The sequence below is a fragment of the Nonomuraea sp. NPDC049646 genome (assembly GCF_044465525.1).
GTDB lineage: Bacteria > Actinomycetota > Actinomycetes > Streptosporangiales > Streptosporangiaceae > Nonomuraea.
Window position 1 is genome coordinate 594,107 of sequence record NZ_JBITLU010000003.1, and the last position, 23,934, is coordinate 618,040.

Below are 23,934 nucleotides of genomic sequence, written 5' to 3' on the forward strand. Positions count from 1 at the left end.
GGCGAAGGCGTTCAGTTCTGCGGCGGGACGGCGTGGGGCTGCATGAACGGCGCCAGCCACTCCGGCGTCACCTCGGCGGGGAACGCCGCCCCCTGAGCCTCCGAGACGTCCAGCGCGTCGTAGCCGCCCTTGCCCGCCCCGACGCCCGCGATCAGCGTCAGCACCCCGGCCCGTCGCTGGAACCAGGTCTGACGCAGCCGCCAGCCCACCACGGCCCGGCGTTCGATCACGGCCTCGGCGCGGCGCAGCGAGCCCGACCGGACGACCAGCCGGGCGCCGTCGTAGCCGTGCCCCAGGGAGGCGTACCGGTCGAGGCCCAGGAACACCCCAGCGCCCGCCAGGAGCACCGCCAGGACCGTCAGGATCCACCAGAGCATCATTCCTGTGGCCCACGCCCCGGCGGCGCTCAGCGTGGCCAGGAGGAGCCATGGGAAGACCGCGCGGAACAGGCGGCGGTTGCGGGCGACCGGCGGATGGGCGCGCAGAGTGGAGCGGAAGGGGCCCACGGCGTCGGCGGTGACGCCGACGGCGACCTGGCGCGGCACGTCGGGCAGGAGCTGCCCGCGCGTCTCGGAGTCGCCCAGCCCGGTCACGATCGCCCAGACGCGGACGACCCCGGCAAGGCGTTCGGCCAGACCGTCGACGATCTCGTAACCGCGCACCCGCCGGGACTCCAGCGACACGCTGCGCCGGTTGATCAGCCCGCGTTCGGCCACGAGGTAGCCGTCGCGGCGGGTGAGCCGGAAGTCCCAGTTGAAGACGGCGTACATCACGCCGCCGACGAACGGCATGGCGACGACCAGCAGCAGCGCCACCACGAGCAGCAGGTAGGGGTGCTCCCACAGCCACTCCCCCGCGCTCCAGGCGGCGTCCTGGCCGAAGCCCAGGTCGTCGCCCCACTGGAAGGCCAGTCCCACCGCGCCGCCGGCGAGCGCGAACGGCGTGAGCAGGTACGCCCCGGACAGCGGCCCGTACAGGAGCCACCGGCGCGGGACGGCGATGATCGGCCGGTTCACCGGGGCGGGGCCGGGCCCGGGGAGGTGCTCGGCCTCCCTGACCTGGACCGCACGGCGCAGCAGCACCGCCTTGAGGCGTTCGGCCTCGCCCAGCGTGACGCCGTCGAGCGCGGCCTCCTCGTCGTCGCCGCTCGCGCCCGTGTCGACCTTGAGCACGGCGAGCCCGAGAATGCGGTGCATGGGCGGCGTGGACACGTCGACGCCGCGCACCCGTTCCAGCGGGATGGTCCGGATCGAGCGGCTGATGAGCGACCGCTTGGTCTCCAGGCGGTCGCCGACGATCTCGTACGTGAAGGTGGCCCAGCGGATGACCGCGAACACGACGGTGCCGACGACGCCGAACGCCGCCCACGCATAGGACCTGGCCGAGAAGCCGCCCACGAACAGCACGCCGACCAGGGGCAGCAGCAGCGAGGGCAGCATGCGTACCGGGTCGATGAGCAGCACCTTGGGGCTCAGCCGCCTCGGCGCGGGCGGCGGGGGCGGCATGGGCTGAGGTGGCAGGGGGGTCGGTGGTGGTGGCGGCTGGGTCACGTGGCGTCGTCCCTGAGTTCCTCGGCGCGGTGGGCGAGCCGTTCAGCGAGCCCGGCCGCCACCTCGAAGTCGAGGCCCTTGATCGTGGACGAGCCCGCGTGCGAGGCGGTGCGGATCTCCAGCGTGGCCAGGCCGAGCAGCCGTTCCATCCACCCCTGGCCCTTGTCGACCGTCTGGATGCGGCTCACCGGCACGAACACCCATTCCCTGGTCAGGAACCCCGACCTGGCGTAGACGACGTCGCCCGACAACTCCCAGCGGTGGACGGCGTACCTGATGAACGGCTCCGCCGCCAGGAACGGCGTCAGCACGACCCCGACCACCAGCGGCAACAACCAGGAACGCGCGGCGAACCACGACGGGACCCACGACCAGCCGCTGCCGCCTACCCACCCGGCTACCACGGCCGAACCGCCCACGAACAACACGAACCCGATCGCCGCCTGCAGCAACCACAGGCGGCGGGCTTTGGGCGAGACGCGGTGCGCGGGGTCACGCAGTGGGCCTTTTGACGTCACAAGAACCAGCTTAGGGCGCACGCCCCGAAAGACGATCTGACCCCGCCCCCAAGATCTCTTCCATCCCCCGGCCCGCCCGCCCAGGGTCATAGGGCAAGAGCCGAGGGAGTGGCGGCAGGTAAAGATCGGGCGGGCGTCGCGGCGTGTCGGACGGCCGGCCGAGGGCGGCGGGTGCATGCTCGGTGGCGGCCGGCCGCAGGCTGTCGAGCTGGGCCACGTCGGCGGCGCCACGTTCGTGCCATCCAGGCCCGGCGGCGCGTTACCGCACCACGCGCGAAACGCCCTCACGAAGCGTGGCAGCCGCCGTCCCCCGCAAGCACAGCAACGCGACGGCCCCGCCCTCCCATAAGCCGCAGAGACGCGACGGCCTCCGCCTTCCCGCAAGACGCGGAGACCTGGGCCGCCGCTCTCCCGCAAGGCGTGGAGATCCGGGCAGCCGCACCCCCTGCGCAAAGCACATCTGCCTCGTTCGGCGCATCTGAATTTTGCGTGCTGGGCGACGTCCGAAACCATGCCCGTTTTGTCCTGTCGTCTCGCGCCCCGGGACGGCACCGCGCACCCCGGGGAACGGGCAGGCCAGGAAGGTCATCGGATCGTCACCCCCGGCCCTTCGCCGACGGCGTCCCTGTGGCCAACTTCACCCCCCGGATCCCCGCATTCGGCCCGGTTTCGGCTCCTTTACCGACGACCGACCATCGGGAAACGGTCTGCGCACCGCCGAGAGCCGCGTAGCATCATCCGGCATGGGGCTGTGTAACACGGCATCACGTGTGAGGCGGGCCGCTGTCAGTGTGACAGTGGTGGCTTTCGCGCTCACCCTGTCAGGTTGCGCCGCCCTGGGCATCGGAAGATCCCAGGCCAAGGAGATCGCGGAGATCAACGTCTCGAGTCCGGAGTTGCGCGACGGCATGCCGCTGCCGAGCGAGTTCTCCTGCCGAGGCCGCCAGGGCAGCCCCCCGCTGCGCTGGTCCAGCGAGCCCTTGCCGAAGGCGAAGTCGATCGCGATCGTGGTCGACTCCCATACTCCCTCCGAATCGGCCGTTCACTGGGTGCTCTACAACATCCCGGCGACCACGACCGAGCTGGGGCCGGGTGCCGCCGAGAGTCCGCCAGAGGGCTCCAGCCAGGCCACGGTGACCAGTGGGAAGGCGGGCTACGAACCGCCCTGTAACACTCCGGGCAGCTACCGGTTCACCGTCTACACGCTGAACGACAAGGTCGTGGTGACGGAGGGCGGCCTCCCCGAGATCTTGAAGAAGATCGCCGACCACACCATCGCCCGAGGCCGGCTGACGGCGGTGAACATCCAGTGACAGGTCGATCACCGCAGGTAGACCGGATGGACCAATTCTTTGCGTAGGGTGTGACAACTCTCATAGTGGTCCGACAGAATCAGATCCAATTGTTAGGCATTGGTGATCAAAGGGGGCAGATCGCGTCGATGGCCGCGCGATCTCACCGATGCCACAGGGAGGCCATGGCTTTGAGGGTGGTGCAATGATCGCGGTCGTCGTGAGCTTGGTCGCTGTCGTGCTCCTCGTGCTCGTCGTCGTGGCACTGGGCATGCGTTCCATGAACCGCCGGGAGAGCTCTCTCCCTCCGGAACGGCTGAAGGAGATGGCCGAGAAGGAGGAGATGACGCACGCCCGGTCCACCGACGAGTTCGCCGCGCACGAACCGCGCATGGCCAATTTCAGCCCTGACTTCTCCCCGATCGACGAGGTGAAGCCCAAACCCGTCCGCACCGGCCAGCGTGGCAGGCGTGGCGTCGACGAGTGGGGCAACCCGACCACCGACCACGAGGACGAGGAGTTCTGGGCGAACATCCGCAGCGACGCGGAAGAGGGCGGTTTCGGCGCCGGCGGCACCGTGGCGGCCCGGAAGGGCGCCTCCCGTCCCGTCGAGCGTGAGCAGCCCGCCGAGCGCCGGGAGCGTCCCGCCAAGCCCAAGCCCGTGGCCGCCGCGGCCGACCCCAACGCCGCGACCGTCCAGGCCCCGCTGCCCCAGCGCCAGCCCGCCGCCGCCGCGGCGGCCAACCTCGCCGACCTGGTGGAGCCCGCCAAGCGGCCCACTCCCTCCGCCTCCGACCTGGCCGACCAGCGCACGGTGACGTTCGCGGCGCCCACGCCCGACGTGCTCAGCCTTCTCGGCGGCGGCGCCCAGCCGGTCGTGCCGGCCTCCCGCCCCGAGCCCCTGCCCGCGAGCGGCGCCCACCCGGCCGTCCCGGCAGCGGGCGGCGGCTCGTTCCCCGCCCACCCGGCCGCCGCCGGCGGGTCCTACGCAGGCGTCACCTCCAGCGGGTCCTTCCCGGTCGCGCCGGTCGCGCCGATCCACGGCGCGCCGACCAGCGACCCGTTCCCCGCGTACAACAACGCCGCCAACAACGCCGCCGACGCCCTTGAGACCACCTGGACGGGCGCGCCCGCCGCGGCCACCTCCGGCTCCTGGCCCGCCGCCTCGCCCGACATCCTCGACGACCCCTCCCCCGCCTCCTACGGCGGCCCGGCGAGCTCCTGGCCCGCCTTCGTGGAGCAGCCCGCCGCCACCGCCTCGCCCGCCGCCGCGTTCCCGGCCTCGTACGAGGTGCGCGCCGGCTGGGCCGTGGCCGACGACTCCGGCTCCCCCATCACGGGCCCCTCTCCGGCCACCGGCACGCCGACCGTCCCCGCCCGCGCGGTCTCGGCCTACGACGACGTCCTGTCGGCTCCGCCGGCGACGCCCGCGCCGTCCTCCATCGCGTACGAGACCGGCGACTTCACCGCCGGGCCCGGCCCCGCCTGGCCCGAGCCGCCGTCCGGCACGGCGAACTGGCCGACGTACGGCGGGCAGTCGCAGGGCGCGGCGACGCCCGGCCAGGCCGACAACGGCGGCGGCCGTCGCCGCGCCCCCGAGCAGGACTACAACGACTACTACCGGTGATCTCCGGCCCCTTACCGAATGAGTAAAACCCCCGCGACGACCCCCTAAAGCGGGGGTGGCGCACCACTAGGGTTTCCGACATGATCGGCGATACCCTCAGTAGCTGGTTGCGTACGCTACGGCATGATCTACCCGCTTCGCTCGTGGTCTTCCTCGTCGCAGTCCCGTTCTCCCTGGGCATCGCGGCGGCCTCGGGCGCCCCGCCGGCCGCCGGGCTCATCGCCGCCGTCGTGGGCGGGGTGGTGGCCGGCTCGCTGGGCGGGTCTGCCGTCCAGGTGAGCGGGCCGGCCGCAGGGGTGTCCGTGGTGGTCGTGGAGCTGGTGCGGGTCCACGGCTGGCGGGCCACGTGCATGATCACGCTGCTGGCGGGGGTCGTCCAGCTCGTGCTCGGCGTGGTCAAGGCCGCCCGGGTCGTCCCGGCCGTCTCCCCCGCGGTCGTGCGCGGCCTGCTGGGCGCGGTCGGCGTGATCCTCGCGCTCTCCCAGCTCCACGTGGTCCTCGGCGGGCAGCCCCAGCTCTCGGCCCTGGCCAACCTCGCCGACCTGCCCGGCCAGCTCGCCGGCCTCCACGGGCACAAGGTCGCGCTGGGCCTGTTCACGATCGTGGTGCTGGCGTCGTGGACGCGGCTGCCGGCCCGGGTCAGGGTGGTGCCCGCGCCGCTGGTGGCGCTGCCGGCCACGGCGGGCGTCGCCTGGCTGGCCGGCTGGGACGTCACGCACATCGACCTGGCGGGCAGCTTCGCCGGGTGGGGTTTCCCGGTGCTGCCGTCCGCCGACTGGCACACGATCGTGGGCGCGGTGCTGCTCGTGGCGCTGCTGGGCAGCGTCGAGTCGCTGCTGTGCGCGTCCGCCGCCGACGGGATGCACCCCGGCCGCCGCGCCGACCTCGACCAGGAGCTGACCGGTCAGGGCGTGGCCAACATGGTGTCGGGGGCGCTGGGCGGGCTGCCGGTCGCCGGCGGCGTCGTGCGTACGGAGGCGAACGTGCGGGCGGGCGGCCGCACCCGGTCGGCGGCGATCCTGCACGGGGTGTGGGTGCTGGGCTTCGCGGTGGGTTTCGGCTGGACGGTGCGGCTGATCCCGCTGGAGGCGCTGGCGGCGCTGCTGGTGTTCACCGGCGTGCGGCTGGTGGGGCTGGCGCGCGTCAGGAAGGGCCGCGGGCACGGCGAGGTGCCGGTCTACGCGGTGACGGCGGTGACGGTGATCGTGCTGGGCCTGGCCGAGGGGGTGCTGGCGGGGGCGGCGCTGGCCGCGCTGCTGGCGCTGCGCCGGCTGACCTGGGTGAGCGTGCGCAGGCGCGAGGAGCCGGACGGCCGGCTGCACGTGACGATCAGCGGCTCGCTGACGTTCCTCGGCGTGCCCAGGCTGACGCACGAGCTGCGGTCGATCCCCGCGGGCACGCCGGTCGACCTCGACCTCACCATCGACTTCATGGACAACGCGGCCTTCGAGGCCATCCACTCCTGGCGGCTGGACCACGAGCAGGCGGGCGGCACGGTCGATCTCGACGAGCCGCACGACGAGTGGTACACGCTGGCGTCCGGCGGGGGCCGCGCCTGTCCCGGCGGGTCGCCGGACCGGCGATGGGTGCCGTGGGCGCAGCGGCGGGCCCGCCCGCAGCGCCGCGCCATCCCCGACGACGGCGGCTCGACCCCGGTGACCTGCACCGAGGGGACGCGCGACTTCCACCGCACCACGGCGCCGCTGGTCCGGCCGATCTTCACCGAGCTCGCGCGCAAGCAGCAGCCGACCCACCTGTTCATCACCTGCGCCGACTCCAGGATCGTGCCCAGCCTGATCACGGCGAGCGGTCCCGGCGACCTGTTCACCGTGCGCAACATCGGCAACCTGGTGCCGCGCCGCGGCTCCGAGCCGCACGACGACTCGGTGGTGGCCGCGATCGAGTACGCCACGCAGGTGCTCGGCGTGCGCACGATCACCGTGTGCGGGCATTCGGGGTGCGGGGCCATGGCCGGGGTGCTCAGCGCCGGGGTGCAGGCCGGCAGCCTGCCGGGGCTGCGGCGGTGGCTGCGGCACGGGAACCACAGCCTGGCCAGGTTCATCGAGACCGAGGGCGACCGGCTGCACAAGGGGGCCCTCGACGTGTTGTGCCGGGTGAACGTCCAGCAGCAGCTGGAGAACCTGCGCACCTACCGGAAGGTGGACGAGCAGGTCAGGGCGGGCAAGCTGGAGCTGGTGGGCCTGTACTTCGACATCGGGTCGGCGCGGGTGCACCTGGTGCCGCCGCTGCGGTCTTCGCTCTCCGTGAAGTTGTGAGCCCGCGCCCCGCCGGGCGCGGAAGATGGGTTCATGAAGATTTTGCTCATCGGCGGCACGGGGTTCCTGGGGCGCGCCATCGCGGAGGAGGCGTTGGCGCGTGGCCATGAGGTCACGACGTTCAACAGAGGGCAGAGTGGCGGCGACGTGCCGGGCGTCCAGGCCGTGCGCGGCGACCGGGAGTCCGTCGCCGACCTGGAGCGGCTGGCCGACGGCGGGCCGTGGGACTTCGTGGTGGACACGTCCGGGTATGTGCCGCGGGTGGTGGGCGAGTCGGTGCGGGCGCTGTCGGGCCGGGCGGCGACGTACGCGTTCATCTCCAGCGTCTCGGCCCTCGACGGGTTCCCCGCCAAGGCGGCGACCGAGGACACCGGCGGATGGCCGTGCGAGCCCGACGCCGGCCCCGACGACGGCGACTACGGCGTGCTGAAGGCCGGGTGCGAGCGGGCGGTCGAGCAGGGTTTCGACGGCAACGCGCTGATCATCCAGCCTGGGCTGATCCTCGGCCCGTACGAGAACGTGGCCCGGCTGCCCTGGTGGCTGACCCGCATCTCGCGGGGCGGCCGGGTGCTGGCGCCCGGCGATCCGGCCGCGCCGATGCAGCTCGTCGACGCCCGCGACGTCGCCATCTTCACCCTCGACCAGGCCGAGCAGGGCGTCGCCGGCCGGTTCGCGGTGACCGGCCCGGCGGGCAACACCACCTACGGCGAGTGGCTGGAGCTGTGCAAGCAGGTCACCGGGTCCGACGCGGAGTTCGTGTGGATGGACGCGGAGTTCCTGGTCGCGCAGGGGGCCGGGGCGTTCGTGGAGCTGCCGCTGTGGGGCGGGCCGCCGTCGGAGGAGAACGACAACTTCTGGAGCGTGCCGACGGGCAAGGCCGAGGCTGCGGGGCTGCGGACGCGTCCGGTCGCGGAGACCGTGCGCGACACGTGGGCGTGGCTGCGGGAGATCCCGGAGGAGCAGCGTTCCTACGGGCGCAGGATGGTGCACGGGATGGCCCCGGAGAAGGAGGCCGCCATCCTCGCCGCCTGGGACGCCCGCTCCGCCTGACCCCGCGACCGCCGTCAGGGCCCGGTGTGAGCGCCGTCAAGGGGACCGAGGCCGCCAAGGGGGCTGAGGCTGTCAGGCGTCGCCGGAGGTGGCTGGGGTTCCGTCCTTCGCCGGGCGCCTGACGCGTGGTCGAAACCTTGTGAGCTGTGAAGACGCATACAGCTCAGCTCGACGGGCAGGTGACTGCCGGTGTACGTGAACTCACGGGGGAGGGTTCGACGATGACGTACCAGAGCAGGCCCGTCACGGGCTGGGTGGGCTGGGTATGGTTCGCCGGCATGCTCATGATCATGGCCGGCGTTTTCAACATCATCACCGGTCTCTACGCGGTGATCAACAGCGGGCTGTTCGTCCGCACACCATCCCGCCTGCTGTTCTTCAACATCGGCACCTGGGGCTGGATCCACCTGTTGTTCGGGATCGTCCTGCTCCTGACCGGCATCGCGGTGACCGTGGGGCAGACCTGGGCCCGCGTCGTGGCGGTGGTCCTCGTCATGATCAACGCGATGACGCAGCTGACCTGGATCGCGGTCAACCCGTGGTGGTCGCTCGCGGTCATCGCGGTGGACGTACTCGTGCTGTACGCCCTGATCGTGCACGGCCGCGAGGCCCAGGAACTGGGAGGTGAGAGACGAGCCGGCCTGTAGGCCGGGTTCTGTCCTTCGCGAACGAAGGGGCGACCATCCATCTAGGGCCGCCGTTGCCGGCGGCCTCAAGCGGTCTACCCGCGCGACTCGGGCGGGCAGCCCTCGAACGTCGCGCGCGGAACGCTCCGGAGAGCGTCCCTTCTTGACCTTGCTCCGGGTGGGGTTTACCTAGCCGCCCACGTCACCGTGGGCGCTGGTGGTCTCTTACACCACCCTTTCACCCTCACCTCCCACCGAGGTGGAAGGCGGTCTGCTTTCTGTGGCACTGTCCCGCGGGTCACCCCGGGTCGGCGTTACCGACCACCCTGCCCTGTGGAGCCCGGACCTTCCTCGGCGGGCCCGAAGGCCCGACGCGGCCGCCCGGCCGACTCGTCTTCAGGGAGGTTATCAAACCTCAAGCCGTTCCCAACCGAGTCGCAAGATCGATTGGGTGGGATGGGCTTGTCACCGCCTGAGGGGGGCGGAGGCAGCAGTGGCCGCGCCGGGATGTTCTGGCGGCTCCCGGCGCGGCCGCGCTCAACACACCAGGGCCGGTCGAAGCACGGCTCCACCGCCGCGCTCCACGCACCCGGGCCGGTCGAAGCACGACGGCGCCACCGGTGCGCTCAAGGCGGATGGGGTGTGTCGGCGGAGGTGCTCAGCGTAGGTGGGCTGTGTCGTTGAAGGACTTCACCACGGCGGGGCCGTCGGCGTAGTACTCGATCAGCGACAGGCAGGCCAGGTCGAGGTGCATCCGGTAGAGCGCGCCCAGCGGCGCCGTGAGGGCGTCGCGCAGCAACATCTTGATCGGTGTCACGTGGGAGACGACGAGCACGGTCTTGCCCTCGTAGCGCTCCACCAGCCGCTCCCCCGCCGCCTGGACGCGGCGGGCCGCCGTGGCGAAGCTCTCGCCGCCGGGCGGCGCGGCGTCGGGGCCGGCCAGCCAGGCGGCCAGCTCGGCGGGCCACTCGCGCTGCACCTCGGTGAACGTGTGCCCCTCCCAGGCGCCGAAGTCGGCTTCCCTGAGGTCTTCGTCGATCTCGATGTCGAGCCCGGTGCGCTGGGCCACGGCCTCGGCCGTCTGCCTGGCCCGCTTGAGCGGCGAGGAGACGATGACGTCCGGCCGGTACGGCTCCCGCGACAACCGCTCGGCGGCAGCCGCCGCCTGGGCCAGCCCGTTGGCGGTGAGCTCGGCGTCGCCCAGGCCGGAGAACCTGCGTTCGACCGACAGCGGCGTCTCGCCGTGCCTGAGCAGCAGCAACGAGGTGGCCACGCGGGTGGGCGGGGCCCAGCCGGTGCCCTTGGAGCGCTGCTGGGCGGCGGCCACGGAGGCCGTCGGGGCCGACAGCTCGGCGATGGCGCCCGCGTCGAGGAGATCGGTCTGCTCGACGACCGGCGCCGGGGTGCGGACCGCGGGCACGGCCGCGGCCCCCGCGCCGGTGTCGTGGGTGCCGCCCGCCTTCCAGGTCAGGCCCTTGGCGGCGGCGTCCATGGCCTCGTTGGCCAGCCGGTCGGCGTGCTTGTTGTGCTCGCGCGGGATCCAGGTCCACTCGACCACGCGCAGCCGCCTGGCCAGCGCGCCGGCCTCAAGGGCGAGCGGACGCAGCCCCTCGTTCTTGATCTTCCAGCGGCCGGCCATCTGCTCGATGACCAGCTTGGAGTCCATCCGCACGGCCACCTCGGCGCCCTCGCCGCCCACGCCCAGCACGGCGGTCAGCCCGGCGATCAGCCCCCGGTACTCGGCCACGTTGTTGGTCGCGACGCCGATGGCCTCGGCGGCCTCGGCCAGCACCTGGCCGTCGGCGGCGTCCCGGACGACCGCGCCGTAGCCGGCCGGGCCGGGGTTGCCGCGCGAGCCGCCGTCGGCCTCGATGACGTAGGACGTCACAGGCCGGACTCCGGGGTGCGGACCAGGATCCGCCGGCACTCCTCGCAGCGCAGCACCTCGTCGTGGGGGGCGGCCTTGATGGAGTTCATCTCGGCGATGGACAGGGCCACCTTGCAGCCCTGGCAACGCCCGCCGCGCAGCATGGCGGCGCCCACGACGTACTGCTCCTTGAGCTTGTCGTAGAGCTTGAGCAGGTCGGCGGGGATCTCGCCGGCGACGGCGGCGCGGCGGCCCCGGACCTCGCCCGCCTCCTTGTCGATCTCGGTCAGCGCGGCGTCACGGCGGTCCTCGGCGGCGGCGCGGGCGGCGGCCAGCTCGTCGCGCTGGGCGGCCAGGTCGGTGACCCTGCTGTCGGCCGCCTCCCTGCGCTCCATGATCTCCAGCACGACCTCCTCCAGGTCGCCCTGGCGCTTCTGCAGCGAGGCGATCTCGGACTGGAGGCTCGCCAGGTCGCGGGGCGAGGTCACGGCGCCGGAGTCGAGGCGCTTCTGGTCGCGGTCGGCGCGGGTGCGCACGGCGTCGACGTCGGTCTCCGCCTTGGTCTGCTCGCGCGCGAGGTCGCCGGCCTCGGTCTCGGCCTCGATGACCTGGGTGACCAGCCGGGCCAGGCGCTTGGACTGCTCGTCGATCTCGGCCAGCTCGGGCAGGGTGCGCCGGCGGTGCGCCAGCCGGTCGATCACGGAGTCGAGCTCTGCCAGGTCGAGCAGTCGCTTCTGGGCCTCAGGGGCTGCTTTCATGATCAATATCCTCTTGTCCAAGCATCGGTGACCGTGGCGGAGACGCGCGTTTCAACGGTAACGCCACTTAGGCGCAGGATGGACGCCGCGCTGTCGAGCCAGGGCCATTCGGTGGCCCAGTGGGCGGCGTCGATCAGGGCCGGGCCACCGGACTCGACGAACTCACCGGCCGGATGGTGCCGGAGGTCGGCCGTGAGGAACACGTCGACGTCCGCGGACCTGGCCGCGCCGAGCAGCGAGTCGCCGGCGCCGCCGCTGACCGCGACGCGCGAGACCGGCCGGGCCAGGTCGCCCGCCACGCGCAGGCCGCCGGCGGTGCGCGGCAGCCCCTTGGCGGCCTGCGCGGCGAACTCCCCCAGCGTCATGGGCTCGGGAAGCTCGCCGATGCGGCCCAGGCCGCGCCAGAGGTCGTCGGGGAAGGGCTGGAGCGGTACGAGGTCGCCGGTCAGGCCCACGGCCCTGGCCAGGGCGTCGGAGACGCCGGGATTGGCGGTGTCGGCGTTGGTGTGGGCGGTGTAGAGGGCGACCTCGTGCTTGATCAGGCGGTGGATCAGGCGGCCCTTGGGCGTGGTGGCGGCCACGCTGGTGGTGCCGCGCAGGTAGAGCGGGTGGTGGGTGACGATCAGGTCGGCGCCCCAGTCGAGGGCCTCCTCGCCCACGACCGCGACCGGATCGACGGCGAACAGCACCTTGTGCACCCGCTGGGCGGGGTCGCCGCAGACCAGCCCCACCGCGTCCCACGACTCGGCCCGGGCGGGCGGGTAGGCCGCCTCGAGCACCTCGATCACTTCAGTCAGCGTCACAGCAGCCACCTGCGCAGACTACCGGCCCGTGGAAGGGTGGCGCGGGGCGTGGCGGAGGGTGTCGCCAGAACGCGGTCCGGCGTACTGTAAGTGGATCCTGACTTCGCGGAGGACGGCATGACACCCAGCGTCGCGATCATCGGAGCGGGCTTCGGCGGCCTGTGCATGGCGATCCGGCTGCGGCGTGCCGGGATCGGCTCGTTCACGGTCTTCGAGAAGGCCGCCGACCTCGGCGGCACGTGGCGGGACAACAGCTATCCGGGCGCGGGCTGCGACATCCCCTCGCACCTGTACTCGTACTCGTACTCGTTCGAGAAGTACGCGAGCTGGACCCGCCGTTACCCAGCCCAACCCGAAATCCTCGCCTATCTAGAGCATTGCGCCGATAAATACGACGTCAGGCGAAAAATCCGCTTCGGGGCTGAAGTACGGCGAGCGGTCTTCGACGGCCGCCGCTGGCAGGTCACCAGCGTCCACGACGGCGGCGAGCGCACCGAGGCGTTCGACGTGGTCGTCATGAGCGTGGGCCAGCTCAACCGCCCCCACCTGCCCGAGATCCCCGGCATGTCCGACTTCGAGGGCGTCTCCTTCCACTCGGCCCGCTGGAACCACGACCACGACCTCACCGGCCGCCGCGTCGCCGTGATCGGCAGCGGCTCGTCGGCGGCCCAGCTCATCCCGGCCGTCGCCGAGCGGGCCGCGCACCTCGACGTCTTCCAGCGCACGCCCAACTGGGTGATCCCCAAGCCGGACGCCACCTTCGGCCCGCTGACCCGGCTGGCCTTCCACTACGTCCCGGGCCTCCAGCGGGTCTACCGGGAGTTGATCTACCGGTACGGCGAGGCCACGCTCTACCCGGCCCTGGCCGAGGGCTGGAGCGCCGGCCTGCTGAAGAAGCGCGCCCTGGCCCATCTGCGCGCCCAGGTCCCCGACCCCGTCCTGCGGGCGAAGCTGACGCCCGGCTATCCGCCCGGCTGCAAGCGCGTCGTCATCGACAGCGCCTTCTACCCGGCGCTGACCAGGCCGGACGTCGAGGTCGTCACCGATCCGATCGTCCGGATCGGGCCGAAGGGCGTGGAGACCGCCGAGGGGCTGCGCGAGGCCGACACGATCGTGTACGCCACCGGCTTCCTGAGCACCGAGTTCCTGGCCCCGATGGAGGTCACCGGGCTCGGCGGGCGGTCGCTGGCCGAGCAGTGGCGCGACGGCGCGCAGGCCTACCTCGGCATCTCGGTGCCCGGCTTCCCGAACATGTTCCTGCTCTACGGCCCGAACACGAACCTCGGGCACAACTCGATCATCTACATGATCGAGTGCCAGGTGCGGCACGTCATGGCATGCCTGGCGCGGGTGGCCGAGCAGGGGCCGATCGAGGTGCGTCCCGCGGCGATGGCCGCCTGGACCAGGCAGCTCGACGCGGCGATGGCCCGCATGGTGTGGGGCGAGGGGTGCCGGAGCTGGTACAAGACGTCCGAGGGACGGGTCACCAACAACTGGCCCGGCCCGACGACGCTCTACCGGCGGCTCACCGCCCGGCCGCCGGACGGGGCGTACCGGAGGATCGAGGAGGTCCCGTCTTCGGTGCGGTGAACAAGATATGGGCGAAAAATCGGACTTGAGGCGCATTGGAGCAGATCGGGGGCGCGCGGTAACGTCCTTCGCATGACGCTTCCCCTGCATCGGCGTGCCGTCGTGGCCGACACCCACAATGATCTGCTCATGGCGGTCGCCGCCCGGCCGCCCCGGCAGTGGGCCTCCTTCTTCCGCGAGCGGTGGCTGCCGCAGCTCGTCGAGGGTGGGGTCGACCTGCAGATCCTGCCGGTCTTCATCGACGACCAGTACCGGCCCGAGGGCGCGCTGCGGCAGACGCTGCGCATGATCGAGTGCGCCCACGTGATCGCGGAGGGCAACCCCGACGCCGTACGGCTCTGTCTCGACGCCTCGGCGATCGACGCGGCGCTGGAGGAAGGCAAGATCGCCCTGGTGCTCGCGCTGGAGAGCATGCCGGGGCTCGACGAGAGCGTCGAGCTGATCTCGACCGTCCACCGGCTGGGCGTGCGGGTGGCCTCGATCGCCCACTTCGGGCGTACGCCGCTGGCCGACGGCAGCGCGGAGGACGCCACCGGCAGCGGCCTGACCAGCCGCGGCGTGGCCGCCCTGGGCGAGATGGAGCGCCTGGGCATGGTGTTCGACGTCTCGCACCTCGGCGCGTCGGGCGTGGCCCACGTGCTGGAGCTGGCGACCAAGCCGGTCATGGCCACCCACTCCGCGGCCCGCGCGCTGCGCGACCACCACCGCAACCTCACCGACGACCAGCTCCGCGCGGTCGCCGCCACGGGCGGCGTGGTCTGCGTGAACTTCTTCGCCCCCTTCCTGGCCGAGCGCACCGAGGACATGACGCTCGACCGCCTGCTCGACCACATCGAGCACGTCGCGCAGGTGGCCGGGATCGACCACGTCGGCCTCGGCCCCGACTTCATCCGCGAGGTCATGGACGACCTGACGCCCCCGTGCTGCGAGGACCTGGAGCCCGACGGCCTCGACCCCAAGGCGTCGATCCCCGGCCTGGAGGGGCCCGCCGGGCTGCCCATGGTGACCGAGGGGCTGCTCGCCCGCGGCCTGCCGGAGAAGGATGTCGCCAAGATCATCGGAGGGAACGTCCACCGGTTCCTCGGAGAGCGGCTGGCATGATCGACGATCTGGAGGAGCTGGTCCTGTGCGAGTCGTTCTCGCGCGACCTTGAGGCCGTGGCCCGCAGCGCCGAGGTCGTGGCCGCGATGGGGGCCCGCCACCTGGGGGCCCGGCCGGAGTTCCTGGTGATCGACGGCGTCACCCATCTGCGCTGGTCGTTCGGCACGCCCAGGGTGCTGCTGCTCGGCCACCACGACACCGTCTGGCCGATCGGCACGCTGGCGACCCACCCCTGGTCGGTCATCGACGGGGTGGCGCGCGGGCCGGGCGTGTTCGACATGAAGGCCGGGCTGGTGCAGACCTTCCACGCGCTCGCCGGGCTCGGCTCGCTCGACGGCGTCACGCTGTTGATCACCGGTGACGAGGAGCTGGGCTCGATCACCTCCGCGCCGCTGATCGCGGACACCGCGCGGGGGCTGGCCGCCGCGTTCGTCATGGAGGCCAGCGCCGACGGCGGCGCGCTGAAGACGTCCCGCAAGGGCACGTCGATGTACACGCTGCGGGTGCGCGGCAAGGCGGCCCACGCCGGGCTGGAGCCGGAGAAGGGCGCGAACGCGGGCGTCGAGCTGGCGCACCAGATCCTGGCCATCGCCGCCCTGGGAGCCGGTGACACGACGGTCACCCCGACCGTGCTGCGCGGCGGGACGACGCTCAACACCGTCCCGGCCGAGGCGACGGTGGGGGTCGACGTGCGGGCCGGCACGGTCGCCGAGCAGCTGCGGGTGGACGCCGCGATGCGGGCGCTGGCCCCCGTGGTGCCCGGCACGCGGCTGGAGGTTGAAGGGGGCCCCAACCGGCCGCCGCTCGAAGCCGCCATGTCGGCCTCGCTCTACGCCCTGGCCCAGGAGCTGGCCGGCGGGCTGGACGTGGGCCCGCTGACCGCCGCCGCGGTGGGCGGCGCCTCCGACGGGAACTTCACCGCCGGGGCCGGCTGCCCGACGCTCGACGGGCTGGGCGCGGTGGGCGGCGGCGCGCACGCCGACCACGAGCACGTGGTGGTGGCCGAGATGCCGCGCCGAGCGGCCCTCCTGCGCGCCCTGGTCGAGGCCGTGCGCTGAGCCGGCCACGCCCGGCGGCGGGAGGGTTGTGATCAGCGGAGACAGCATTCTGTCACTCCTTCACCAGTGGTATCGGTATGGTGACTGCCTGTAGTCATTTGACGTGCGCCGCCACTCTCGGGGCGCACGTTGACCAGGGAGGTTCCATGAAATCCGTGCTGACCGCCGCTCGCAGGACGGCCGCCCTAGCCCTGTGCGCGTCCGCCGCGCTCGTCGCCCCGTTCGGGGCGAGCCCGGCCGGTGCCGCCGCCGCCGACGAGCCGGGCGTGCTGCTGTTCATCACCGTCACGCCGAGCAACGGCGGCGGCGCGTACTCGATGCGGCTCACCTGCGACCCCGACGGCGGCACCCACCCGCGCCCGCGCACGGCCTGCGCGGAGTTGCACGAGGTCGACGGCGTGGTCAAGGATCTCAACGTCGATCCGGGCGCGTGCCCGCGCAACTACTCCCCCGTCTCCGTGCGCGTCAGGGGCCACTGGTACGGCCGCACGACGTCCTACGACAGGAAGTTCGAGAACGACTGCGTCATGGAACGCACGCTCGGGCCGCTGGTGAAGTGAGCCCCGGTAGCCCCTGACCATGCCCGTCCGCGGACCGCGGGCGGGCATGTCGCCGTCCGGCGGGCATAGTGGGGGCATGACGAGCCGGGAGGAGGCCGCCGAGGCGGCGGCCAAGAGTGGCGTGACGATCCGCGAGTTGCACGAGATGGGGGAGTTCGCGCAGGTCTTCCGGCTGTTCGACGAGATCTGGCGGCCCGATCCGGGCAACGCGCCGGTCAGCGTCGAGCTGATGGCCGGGTTCGCGCACACCGGCAACTACGTGGCCGGCGCGTACGAGGACGACGTGCTGGTGGGCGCGTCGGTGGGCTTCCGGGCGGCGGAGGGCGCGCTGCACTCGCACGTCACGGGCGCCTCGATCGGCCGGGGCATCGGCTACGCGCTCAAGCTGCACCAGCGGGTTTGGTGCCTGGACCGGGGCCTCGACCGCGTCACCTGGACCTTCGATCCGCTCGTCCGCCGCAATGCCCGGTTCAACCTGGTCAAGCTGGGCGCCCGCCCGCAGGAGTACCTGCGCGACTTCTACGGCGTCATGGCCGACGCGATCAACGAGGGCGACTCCTCCGACCGCCTGCTGGCGGTGTGGCCGCTGGACGAGCGCCCGCTCGGGCCACGGGTGGAACCGGCAGCAGGCCGCCCCCGGGTGCTGGCCGAGGACGGCTCCGGCCCGCTCGTGCGGCCGTCGGACGCGGGCGTCGTGCTGGTGGGCACGCCGCCCGACGTCGAACGGCTGCGCGTGCACGACCCGGCGGCGGCCAGGGCCTGGCGGGCGGCGATGCGCGAGGTGCTGGGCGGCCTGATGGACTCCGGCGGCCGGGTGGACGGGCTCACCGACCGCGGGGACTACGTGGTGACCCTGACCGGATAGTTCACCGCCGTAAGCGATCTGCGTAAGGTGACGGTACGGGAAGCCGAACGAGGAGATCCGCATGACGGACTTCACCCCCACCGTCCCCGCGCGCGTCCTGCCCTCCGTCGCCGTCCGCGACCTGCCCGACCCTCCCCGCTCGACCTGGCGCGTCATCGGTCCTGGGCTGGTCGGGGCGGGGGTGGGGCTGGCGTCGGGCGAGTTCATCCTGTGGCCCTACATCGCCTCCCAGGTGGGGCTGGTGTTCGTCTGGGGCGCGGCGGTCGGCATCGTCACCCAGTGGTTCCTGAACATGGAGATCGAGCGGTACACGCTGGCCACCGGCGAGACCGCGCTGACCGGGTTCAGCCGGATGTGGCGGCACTGGGGGCTGGTGTTCGTCGTGATGACGCTGGCCTCGAACCTGTGGCCGGGGTGGGTGACCACGTCGGCCACGATGGTGACGTACCTGACCGGGGCCGGGGCGGGCGGGGTGCGCTGGATCGCGATCGGCATGCTCGTCGTGATCGCGCTGGGCCTGACGCTGGCGCCGGTGATCTACACGGCCCTGGAACGGGTGATCTTCGTGAAGATCGCCCTGGTGGCCACGCTGGCGGTGGTCGCGATCCTGTTCGCGATCAACGCCGACAGCTGGGTCGAGCTGGGCAGGGGGCTCACCGTCGGCGCCCGCTTCCCGGCCGGGGAGCTCGGGATCGCCGTGCTCATGGGCGCCGTCGCCTACGCCGGGGCGGGCGGCGGCCAGAACCTGTGCCAGAGCAACTGGATCCGCGACAAGGGCTTCGGCATGGGTTCGTACGTCCCGCGCCTGGTCAGCCCGGTCACCGGCGAGGAGGAGGCGGTCGCCTCGACCGGCTTCCAGTTCCCGCCGACGCAGGACAACCTGGCGCGCTGGCGCCGGTGGTGGCGCTTCGCCAACGCCGAGCAGGGCGCGACGTTCGCGCTGGTGTCGTTCCTGACGATCGGGCTGATGTCGATGCTGGCCTACTCGACGGTCTTCGGCCGGCCGGAGGTGGCGGGCAGGAACGACATCGGCTTCCTGAAGGTCGAGGGCGAGGTGCTGCAGGGCGCGGTCGGCACGTGGTTCGGGATCCTGTTCTGGCTGATCGGCGCGCTGGCCCTGTTCGCCTCGGCCATGGGCATCGTCGACTACACCTCGCGGCTGGCCTCGGACACCATCAAGACGGTCTACCTGCGCGACCGGCCCGTCTCGGTGAACCGGGTGTACTTCGTCACCGTCTGGGCGATGACGCTGGTCGGGATCGCGATCCTGCTGCTCGGGCTCGACCAGCCGCTGATCCTGCTGGTGTTCTCGGCGTGCTTCGCGGCGGTGATGATGTTCGTGTACTCGATCCTGCTGATCGTGCTGAACCGGCGGGCGCTGCCGGCGGCGATCAGGGTCAGGTCGTACCGGCTGGGGGCGCTGGTCTGGTCGGTGGCGTTCTTCGGGACGCTGACCGTCCTGGTGGTCGTCCAGCAGGTGCAGAAGCTGACCGGCTGATCGCCTTCCGCCGGACGGTCAGCGGGCGGTAGGAGCCCGGTCAGCGGGCGGCGGCAGCATCGGCGGCATGACGAACATGACCTACGTGGCCGGCGGCAATGACGACTTCCAGCTCGTCACGCACCTGACCGTCACCGGCAGCCAGTTCGAGATCGGCCGGGTGCTCACCGAGGAGGCCCGCCGGCTCGGCTGGTCGCCCAGGGCCGCCGACCCGGCGGTGATCAGAGCGAGGATGTCCTGGTTCGAACGGAACTGGCCGCAGCACCACGCCCGCATGGACGGCGCCGCCGCGGCGCTCGGCCTCGACCCCGACCAGGACGAGCTGGCCCTCGACGGCTGGAACTTCGTGCCCGTGGGCGCCGCCTGCTCGGCCCTGTGGTGCCCGCCGTCCGCCTCGGCCGACGGGCGCGGCAGGGTGGGCCGCAACTACGACTTCTTCCTGGACACCACCAGCCGGCTCATGGGCGAGCCGGCCCTCCCCGGCGAGCTGCCCATGGCCGCCCGCCCGTACGTGATCAGCACCGTGCCCGACGAGGGGCTCGCCTCGACCGTCATCACCATGAACGGCCTGGACGGCTGCATCGACGGGATCAACGAGGCGGGCCTGGCCGTCATGCTGCTGATCGCCGACGCCGAGACCGCCACCCCGCCGCGGCAGGACGCCCCGCAGGTCGGGCTCGGCAGCCTGCAACTGCCCCGGTTCCTCATGGACACCTGCGAGACCGCGGCCCAGGCCAGGCAGGCGCTGCTGGGGGCCAAGCAGTACGACCTCGGCCTGCCCCTGCACTACCTGATCGCCGACGCCCACGGCCAGGCGTTCGTGTGGGAGCGCGGCCCGGACGGCACCGAGCACGCCGTCGAGTTCGGCGACGGCCCGCTGTGCGTCACCAACCACCTCCTGCACCGCCACCCCGACCCGACGGCCCTGCCCGCCGACACCCCGGCGAGCCTGGGCACCTACGGCCGGCTGCGCACCCTGTACGAGCGCAGCAAGGGCGCCACCATGTCCGCCGGCGACCTGCGGGACAGCCTGCGCGCGGTGCGGCCCGCGGAGGAGGCCGCCGTACCGTTCCGCACGCTGTGGACCACGCTCTTCGACACCGCCGGCCGCACCCTCGCCACCCGCTTCTACCTCGGCGACGGCCGCGACTACAGCGAGGAGCTGGTGTTCCCCGCCTCGGCCAGGTAACCCTCGCGCACCTTCGAGCGCGACAGCTTGCCCGTGGGGGTGCGCGGCAGCCGGTCGCGGTACTCGACGACCTTCGGGTGCTTGAACCGGGCGAGCCGCGGCCCGCAGTGTTCGAGCAGCTCGGCGGTGAGCGCGGGGCCCGGCTCGACGCCCTCGGCGGGCTGGACGAGCGCGACCACGTTGTGGCCCCACTCCTCGTCGGGCACGCCGATGACCGCGACGTCGGCCACCGCGGGATGCTCCAGCAGCGCGGCCTCGATCTCGGCGGGGTAGATGTTCACCCCGCCGGAGACGATCAGGTCGGTGCGCCGGTCGCACAGGAACAGGAACCCGTCGTCGTCGAGGTAGCCGATGTCGCCGGGGGCGTACCACTCGCCCAGCATGCTGGCGGCGGTCTTGGCCGGGTCCTTGCGGTACTCGAAGGAGCCCATCGAGGACTTGACGTAGATCATGCCGGGCTCGCCCGGCGGCAGCTCCTCGCCCTTCTCGTCGCAGACCTTGGCCTCGAACGTCGGCGCCGGGCGGCCCACCGTGCCGGGCCTGGCCAGCCAGTCGTGCGGCTTGACGGAGAAGGCGATCGTGGACTCGGTGGAGCCGTAGTACTCGTACAGCACCGGGCCCCACCAGTCCATGATCGCCTTCTTGACGGCGACCGGGCAGGCCGCGGCCGTGTGGATGACCTGGCGCAGGCTCGACACGTCGTACTTGGCCCGGACGTCCTCGGGGAGCTGGAGCATGCGGTGGAACATGGTCGGCACCATCATGGCGTTGGTGACGTGGTGGCGCTGGATCAGCTCCAGGATGTCGACCGGGTCGAACCTGGGCGTGATCACCACCGTGTGCCCGAGGTGCAGCGCGAACTGGGTGTGCGCGCAGGGCGCCGAGTGGTACATCGGCGAGGTCACCAGGTGCACGCCGTCGCCCGGCGTGAGGTCGACGACCTCGCCGAGGAACCACGTGTACAGCGGCACAATGGCCTCCGGCTCGGCGTCGGGCAGCGCGCGCTGCACGCCCTTGGGGAAGCCGGTGGTGCCGGAGGTGTACCACATGACCGCCCCGGCCGTGCGTTCGCCGGGGGCGTCCGCGGGCTGCCCCTCGGCCAGCCCGGACGTGCCGATCTCGGCGCCCGGCACGGCGTGCGCGGCGTCGGTGACCACGACCTTGGCGTCGCAGTCGGCCAGGATGTAGGACACCTCGGACTCGGTGAGGTGCCAGTTGACCGGCACGTAGTAGAGCCCGATCTGGCCGGTCGCCATGAGCATGACGACGGCGTCGATGCCGTTGGTCAGCACGCCGGCGACCACGTCGCCCTTGCCGAGGCCGCGGGCCCGCAGGCCGTGGGAGACCTGGTTGACCCGGGCGAGCAGCTCGCCGTACGTGGTCCGCGTGCCGTCGGTGTCGATCACGGCCAGGCGGCCGGGGTCGGCGGCGGCGATGGCGTAGAAGCCGGGAAGGCCGCTGATGTCCATCTACAACTCCAGGAGTTCCGCGAGACGGGCCCGGTGGATGCGGGGCGGGCCGAGCAGCACCTCGTCGGTCTTGGCCCGCTTGTAGAACAGGTGCGCGTCGTGCTCCCAGGTGAAACCTATGCCGCCGTGCAGGAGCAGGTGGTCGCGGGCGACCTCGAAGCAGGCGCGGCCCACGTACGCCTGGGCCAGGGCGGCGGCGCCGGGCAGCTCGGCGGGCGACTCGTCGGCGGCCCAGGCGGCGTACCTGACGATCGACTCGGCCTGTTCGAGCTTGCCGTGCATGTCCGCGAGCTTGTGCTTGACGCCCTGGTAGGAGCCGATGTAGCGGCCGAAGGCGACGCGGATCTTGGCGTAGGCGACGATGGCGTCCAGCGAGGCGCGCAGCACGCCCAGCTGCTCGGCGGCGAGCGCGACGCACAGCCGGTCGCCGATGCCGCTGCCGGCGGGCGGACGGCCGAGCACGCGGGCGGGGGCGCGCTCCAGGGTGACCCGCGCCTGGCCGCGCGTGAGGTCGAGCGTCTCCAGCGGCGTCCGGGTGACGCCGGGGCCGGCCAGGTCGACGGCCACCAGCAGCACGCCGCCGTCGCCGGGCGCGGGCGCGAGCAGCACGTCCGCCTCCATGCCGGACAGCACCCGGGGCAGGTCGCCGGTGACGGCCGTGCCGTCGAAGGCGAGGTCGCTCTCGGGCTGGACGAGCGTGGCGGCGACGCGGCCCTCGGCGATGCCGCCCAGCAGCTCCTTGTCGGGCACCTGGGTGAGCGCGAGCGCGGCGAACTGGGTGGCGAGGAAGGGGCCGGGCAGCAGCGCGGCGCCGGTCTCCTCCAGGGCCACCGCGAGGTCGGCGAGCCCGGCCCCGGCGCCGCCGTGCTCCTCGGGGACGACCAGGCCGGACAGGCCGAGCTCGCCGTTGAGCCGGGCGTACACCTGGGGGTCGTAGCCCTCGCGGGCCTTGCGCAGCGGCGAGGCGGCGCGCAGGAAGTCGCGCACGGCCTCGCGGAGCTGCCGCTGTTCCTGGCTGAGTACGAGCTTCACCCCTGCGTCCCCACCTTCAGGTCCTTGAACGGCACGGTCTTGTCCGTCCGCGGCTCCGGCGGCAGGCCGAGGACGCGGTCGCCGACGATGTTGCGCATGATCTCGTTGGTGCCGCCGCCCAGCGCCATGCCGGGGGCCAGCGAGATCGACCGGGACAGCGGGTGGTCGCCGACCACGGACTCCGGGCCGGCGAGCTGGGTGGCGAGGTCGGCCTGGAACAGGGTCAGCTCGGCCAGCAGCAGCTTGGCGGCGCTGCCGCGGGCGCCGGGGAAGATGCCCGCCCTTGTCTCCTGGGCCAGCCGCTGGTTGAACAGGGCCAGCGCGCGGCTGCGGATGTGCAGCTCGACGAGCTGGTCACGGACCAGCGGGTCGCTGGTGTCGAGCGTCTCGCGCAGCGCCTCGAAGGTGGCCGGGTTGTCCTTCTGCCCGCCCATGCCGACGCCCGCGGAGATCGACAGCCGCTCGTGCAGCAGGGTGGTGACGGCCACGCTCCAGCCGTCGTTGACCTCGCCGATGCGGTGCTCGTCGGGGATCGTCACGTTGTCGAAGAAGATCTCGTTGAAGTTGGCCCGGCCGGACATGTCCTTGAGCGGCCTGACCGTCACGCCGGGGTGGTGCATGTCCACCACGAACATGGTCAGGCCGCGGTGCTTGGGCACCTCGACGTCGGTGCGGGCCAGCAGCAGGCCCCAGTCGGCGTGGTGGGCGACCGACGTCCAGACCTTCTGGCCGTTGACCACCCAGGTGTCGCCGTCGCGCACGGCGCGGGTCTGGAGGCTGGCCACGTCGCTGCCGGCGCCCGGCTCGGAGAACAGCTGGCACCAGACCTCCTCGCCGCGCAGCAGCGGCCGGACGAACCGCTCGCGCTGCGCGTCGGTGCCCCGGTCCACCAGCGTCGGCCCGGTCATGCCGAGCCCGATGGAGAAGACGTACGTGGGGAGGGTGTAGTCACGGGCCTCGGCGGCGAAGGCGCGCTCCTCGGCCGGCGTCAGGCCCTGGCCGCCCCACTCCCGCGGCCAGGTGATGCCGGAGTAGCCGGCGTCGTAGAGCCTGGCCATGAACTCCTTGGCGCGGGCGAGGGCGTCGTCCCCTGACTGATCGTCGGCCGGGACGTTGTCGCGCAGCCACTCCGCGGCGGCACGCCGATACTCTGCAAGGTCCACATCGACTCCTTGGCATCAGTGTTCACTTACTCTAGTCAGGTC

The 23,934-nt window shown here is 72.4% G+C and carries 20 protein-coding genes and 1 other RNA gene; 11 read left to right on the forward strand and 10 right to left on the reverse strand.

The window, feature by feature from the left end; translation table 11 throughout:
* Positions 1 to 11: 11 nt before the first annotated feature.
* Positions 12 to 1,505, reverse strand: coding sequence for a PH domain-containing protein (locus ACIBQ8_RS11765; protein WP_397191885.1), 1,494 nt, complete (start codon positions 1,503 to 1,505; stop codon positions 12 to 14).
* Positions 1,506 to 1,546: 41 nt separating this feature from the next.
* A complete protein-coding gene (locus ACIBQ8_RS11770; protein WP_358284587.1) occupies positions 1,547 to 2,068 on the reverse strand; it encodes a PH domain-containing protein in 522 nt (173 codons plus the stop codon).
* An 800-nt stretch (positions 2,069 to 2,868) separates the two neighbouring features.
* On the opposite strand from ACIBQ8_RS11770, the gene ACIBQ8_RS11775 reads away from it, so the two are divergent.
* The 4 genes from ACIBQ8_RS11775 (at position 2,869) to ACIBQ8_RS11790 (ending at position 8,313) form a co-directional block, all read left to right on the forward strand.
* Positions 2,869 to 3,381, forward strand: a complete 513-nt coding sequence (locus tag ACIBQ8_RS11775; RefSeq protein ID WP_397176496.1) for a YbhB/YbcL family Raf kinase inhibitor-like protein — start codon at positions 2,869 to 2,871, stop codon at positions 3,379 to 3,381.
* Between the two features lie 199 nt (positions 3,382 to 3,580).
* On the forward strand, positions 3,581 to 4,987 hold the full coding sequence (locus ACIBQ8_RS11780; protein ID WP_397176497.1) for a hypothetical protein: 1,407 nt from the start codon (positions 3,581 to 3,583) through the stop codon (positions 4,985 to 4,987).
* 80 nt (positions 4,988 to 5,067) lie between these two features.
* Positions 5,068 to 7,263 (forward strand): SulP family inorganic anion transporter, encoded by a 2,196-nt coding sequence (locus tag ACIBQ8_RS11785; protein ID WP_397191886.1) that lies wholly within the window; start codon positions 5,068 to 5,070, stop codon positions 7,261 to 7,263.
* A 33-nt stretch (positions 7,264 to 7,296) separates the two neighbouring features.
* Positions 7,297 to 8,313, forward strand: a complete 1,017-nt coding sequence (locus ACIBQ8_RS11790) for an NAD-dependent epimerase/dehydratase family protein (protein ID WP_397191887.1) — start codon at positions 7,297 to 7,299, stop codon at positions 8,311 to 8,313.
* A gap of 322 nt (positions 8,314 to 8,635) precedes the next feature.
* Here ACIBQ8_RS11790 and ACIBQ8_RS11795 read toward each other — a convergent pair whose 3' ends face one another.
* From ACIBQ8_RS11795 to ACIBQ8_RS11815, 5 genes are all read right to left on the reverse strand, one after another.
* A complete protein-coding gene (locus ACIBQ8_RS11795) occupies positions 8,636 to 8,872 on the reverse strand; it encodes a hypothetical protein (RefSeq protein ID WP_397176503.1) in 237 nt (78 codons plus the stop codon).
* A gap of 69 nt (positions 8,873 to 8,941) precedes the next feature.
* An RNA gene (rnpB, locus tag ACIBQ8_RS11800) (RNase P RNA component class A) lies at positions 8,942 to 9,332 on the reverse strand.
* A gap of 265 nt (positions 9,333 to 9,597) precedes the next feature.
* Positions 9,598 to 10,827 carry a bifunctional RNase H/acid phosphatase gene (locus tag ACIBQ8_RS11805; RefSeq protein ID WP_397191888.1) on the reverse strand — a complete coding sequence of 410 codons (1,230 nt, stop codon included), beginning with the start codon at positions 10,825 to 10,827 and terminating at the stop codon, positions 9,598 to 9,600.
* Entirely contained in the window at positions 10,824 to 11,564 is a 741-nt protein-coding gene (locus tag ACIBQ8_RS11810) for a zinc ribbon domain-containing protein (protein ID WP_397176506.1), read from the reverse strand. Before ACIBQ8_RS11810 ends, ACIBQ8_RS11805 begins: the two co-directional genes overlap by 4 nt.
* Positions 11,565 to 11,566: 2 nt before the next feature.
* Positions 11,567 to 12,367, reverse strand: a complete 801-nt coding sequence (locus ACIBQ8_RS11815; RefSeq protein ID WP_397191889.1) for a Nif3-like dinuclear metal center hexameric protein — start codon at positions 12,365 to 12,367, stop codon at positions 11,567 to 11,569.
* 117 nt (positions 12,368 to 12,484) lie between these two features.
* On the opposite strand from ACIBQ8_RS11815, the gene ACIBQ8_RS11820 reads away from it, so the two are divergent.
* From ACIBQ8_RS11820 to ACIBQ8_RS11850, 7 genes are all read left to right on the forward strand, one after another.
* Positions 12,485 to 13,957: a flavin-containing monooxygenase gene (locus tag ACIBQ8_RS11820; RefSeq protein ID WP_397191890.1), complete on the forward strand. Its 1,473-nt coding sequence runs from the start codon at positions 12,485 to 12,487 to the stop codon at positions 13,955 to 13,957.
* Between the two features lie 72 nt (positions 13,958 to 14,029).
* Positions 14,030 to 15,058 (forward strand): dipeptidase, encoded by a 1,029-nt coding sequence (locus ACIBQ8_RS11825; RefSeq protein ID WP_397176511.1) that lies wholly within the window; start codon positions 14,030 to 14,032, stop codon positions 15,056 to 15,058.
* Positions 15,055 to 16,116 (forward strand): M20 family metallopeptidase, encoded by a 1,062-nt coding sequence (locus ACIBQ8_RS11830; protein ID WP_397176513.1) that lies wholly within the window; start codon positions 15,055 to 15,057, stop codon positions 16,114 to 16,116. Before ACIBQ8_RS11825 ends, ACIBQ8_RS11830 begins: the two co-directional genes overlap by 4 nt.
* Before the next feature lie 146 nt (positions 16,117 to 16,262).
* Positions 16,263 to 16,676 (forward strand): SSI family serine proteinase inhibitor, encoded by a 414-nt coding sequence (locus ACIBQ8_RS11835; RefSeq protein ID WP_397176514.1) that lies wholly within the window; start codon positions 16,263 to 16,265, stop codon positions 16,674 to 16,676.
* 76 nt (positions 16,677 to 16,752) lie between these two features.
* A complete protein-coding gene (locus ACIBQ8_RS11840; protein WP_397191891.1) occupies positions 16,753 to 17,541 on the forward strand; it encodes a GNAT family N-acetyltransferase in 789 nt (262 codons plus the stop codon).
* A 61-nt stretch (positions 17,542 to 17,602) separates the two neighbouring features.
* Positions 17,603 to 19,039: an Nramp family divalent metal transporter gene (locus tag ACIBQ8_RS11845; RefSeq protein WP_397191892.1), complete on the forward strand. Its 1,437-nt coding sequence runs from the start codon at positions 17,603 to 17,605 to the stop codon at positions 19,037 to 19,039.
* Positions 19,040 to 19,106: 67 nt separating this feature from the next.
* Positions 19,107 to 20,228, forward strand: a complete 1,122-nt coding sequence (locus ACIBQ8_RS11850; RefSeq protein ID WP_397176520.1) for a C45 family autoproteolytic acyltransferase/hydolase — start codon at positions 19,107 to 19,109, stop codon at positions 20,226 to 20,228.
* On the opposite strand, the gene ACIBQ8_RS11855 is transcribed toward ACIBQ8_RS11850, so the two are convergent.
* From ACIBQ8_RS11855 to ACIBQ8_RS11865, 3 genes are read right to left on the reverse strand one after another with little or no spacing between them, the layout of a single operon-like run.
* Positions 20,189 to 21,697: an AMP-binding protein gene (locus ACIBQ8_RS11855; protein WP_397191893.1), complete on the reverse strand. Its 1,509-nt coding sequence runs from the start codon at positions 21,695 to 21,697 to the stop codon at positions 20,189 to 20,191. The two genes, ACIBQ8_RS11850 and ACIBQ8_RS11855, sit on opposite strands and share 40 nt — an antisense overlap.
* Complete coding sequence (locus ACIBQ8_RS11860; protein WP_397191894.1) at positions 21,698 to 22,729, reverse strand: acyl-CoA dehydrogenase family protein; 1,032 nt, start codon at positions 22,727 to 22,729, stop codon at positions 21,698 to 21,700. It lies immediately after the preceding gene.
* Entirely contained in the window at positions 22,726 to 23,892 is a 1,167-nt protein-coding gene (locus ACIBQ8_RS11865) for an acyl-CoA dehydrogenase family protein (protein ID WP_397191895.1), read from the reverse strand. The genes ACIBQ8_RS11860 and ACIBQ8_RS11865 overlap by 4 nt, the downstream gene beginning before the upstream one ends.
* Between the last annotated feature and the right edge of the window lie 42 nt (positions 23,893 to 23,934).